Source organism: Saccharomonospora saliphila YIM 90502, assembly GCF_000383795.1.
GTDB classification, from domain to species: Bacteria; Actinomycetota; Actinomycetes; order Mycobacteriales; family Pseudonocardiaceae; genus Saccharomonospora; species Saccharomonospora saliphila.
The window spans coordinates 1-2,068 of the sequence record NZ_KB912644.1; the positions used below are offsets into that span (position 1 = coordinate 1).

The 2,068-nt window shown below is 73.9% G+C and carries 3 protein-coding genes and 1 pseudogene; all 4 read right to left on the reverse strand.

What is annotated here, in order from left to right; translation table 11 throughout:
* Nucleotides 1–462 (reverse strand): hypothetical protein (locus SACSA_RS22045; RefSeq protein ID WP_019814891.1); only part of this gene is annotated, 462 nt, incomplete at its 3' end.
* 3 nt (nt 463–465) lie between these two features.
* Nucleotides 466–999 carry a DUF1772 domain-containing protein gene (locus SACSA_RS0108015; RefSeq protein WP_019814893.1) on the reverse strand — a complete coding sequence of 178 codons (534 nt, stop codon included), beginning with the start codon at nt 997–999 and terminating at the stop codon, nt 466–468.
* 189 nt (nt 1,000–1,188) lie between these two features.
* Nucleotides 1,189–1,728, reverse strand: coding sequence for a hypothetical protein (locus tag SACSA_RS0108020; RefSeq protein ID WP_048876559.1), 540 nt, complete (start codon nt 1,726–1,728; stop codon nt 1,189–1,191).
* Nucleotides 1,725–2,068 (reverse strand): annotated as a pseudogene (locus SACSA_RS0108025) (DNA primase); the annotation flags it as partial. The gene SACSA_RS0108020 and the pseudogene SACSA_RS0108025, both read right to left, overlap by 4 nt.

Genomic DNA, 2,068 nt, shown 5'->3' on the forward strand with positions numbered 1-2,068 from the left:
CGTGTGCTCGTGCGGCGCTCGCGGGGCGAGTCCCGGCACGACGCGGACGAGTGCCCACGCCACGACGCCGACCGCCGCGCCCACGGCGACACCGGTGAGCAGCCCGCTGGCTGAGGCGAGCACGCGCAGCACCACCTGTTCCCACATCGGCGAGAGCACACCCGCGAGGTTGCCACCCAGGCGCGGGGGCCGCCCGCCGTGGGCCGCGATCCACAGCACCTGGTGGGTCACCGCGAGCAGGACGCCGTAGGCCGCGCCCACGGACAGCAGCGTGCGGAACGGGCGCACCACCCGGCACCCCACCACGACCACCAGCCAGAGCGACACGGGAACGAAGACGAGCACGGCGTTGCCGACGGGGCCGACGAGGTCGAGATCGTGCGCCACCACGCGCGGCACACCGAGCGCGGCGAGGCCGACGACCGCGGGCAGGGACAGAGCGGGCTTCGGGGAATCGGCCACGGCTCACACGCTCCTCGCGCTCACACCCGCGCGAAACTCGTCCACGACGGACTCGCGGTGAGCGCGCAGGAACCCGGCCCCGGCCAGGGCGGCGGTGACGCCGCTCAGTGCCACCCGGGCCAGGTGCCCCGTCTCGAATTCGGTGGCCGCCCGGCGCAGCACCTCGGCCGAGTGCACGGCGATCCCCTCGGTGAACATCAGCTCGTTGCGCGGCCAGAAGAACACCACCGAGAACAGGAACTCGCCGACCACGAGACTGACCAGGCTCGCCGCCACCCACCACCGCACGGGGCGACGGCCCCACGACAGCGCGAGCGCGGTGATCCCCAGGAGCACCGTCACCGCGCCGAGCGGCGGGAAGTAGTTGGCCGGGCCGGTCACGGTGAAGAACTCCATCGCCCCGGCGAGGGAGGCCGGAACGTCGTGGAACGCATTCGGGTAGATCACCACCGTCTCGGCCAGGATGCCGCCGAAGGCGGCGAGGGCGACGGCGGCATAGCAGAGCAGCGCGGGAAGCGACAGGGGACGCGACCTCATTCGGCAGCCTTCGAGTTCGACGCAAAGCGGACCGGAGGCCGGGGCGGGTCACGACCCGGCCACCCGGAACGCTAGGCCCGCCCGTCCGTCCCGTCGTCCGTCCACACGCGCGAGCCGCCTACGTCGATACGCGTACGCGGACCGCCGCGCCGAGGCCGGCCGCCCCGAGCACCGGCGGACCGGCGCGGGTCACGACCCGTCGGCCAGCTTCGCCGCCGCCTGCTCGGCGATGTCGGACACCACATCGGTATCGGTGCCCGGATCGGGGCGCACCTGGAGCACGACGCCGTCGGTACCCGGCAGCTTGCGCACGACGAACCACGCGCCACCGCCCGGCAGGTCCTTGTGGTAGCGGGAGCGGATCGAGCTCTCGACCCGCAGCCGGACCAGATGCGGGATGCGCCCCGGCTTCGGCAGTGCGTGCCGCACCGGCGTTCGGTCGGCCAGCAGCACGGCATCCCCCGCGTATCCGGTGACCTCGGCCTCGGTGACGGTGAGCGCGCCCTCGCGCCACACCGCCTTGCTGACCAGGTGCCAGCCGATCCGGCGGACCGACGCGCCGCCGTCGGGCACCCACAGGCCCAGCGCGGTCACGGCGACGTGCCCGCCCGTCTCGACCGGAGCGTGCGCCACCACGTGTTCGTCGGCGGCCAGCTCGGAGCGGACCGGCTCCGGCACCGGAGGTCCGAAAAGCCGCCCGAGAAACCCCGGCCGTCCCGCGCGCCTCATCCGTCCCACCCCCCGACGGCCTGCTCGCGCAGCGCCTTGCGGTACTGCTCCAGCGCCACGAGATCGCCGAACAGAGCGCGGTAGTCCTCGGCGGCCTCGGTCGGTGACAGGCGTTGCAGCTTCGACTTCAGCTCGCCGATCTGGCGGCCCACCAGGTTCTCCTGCACCGCCGCGAGGACGCTGGAGACGTAGCGGACGTTCACCTCGCCCTGGGCCTGCAACGGCTCGACCGCCAGCTCGGACAGCAACGAGGCCGTCGTACGGTCGCCCGCGTGCTCCACGGCGGCGTCGAGCAGCGCGGGTCCGGCCAGGCCCGAGCCGGCGCCGCCCACCGCGAGCA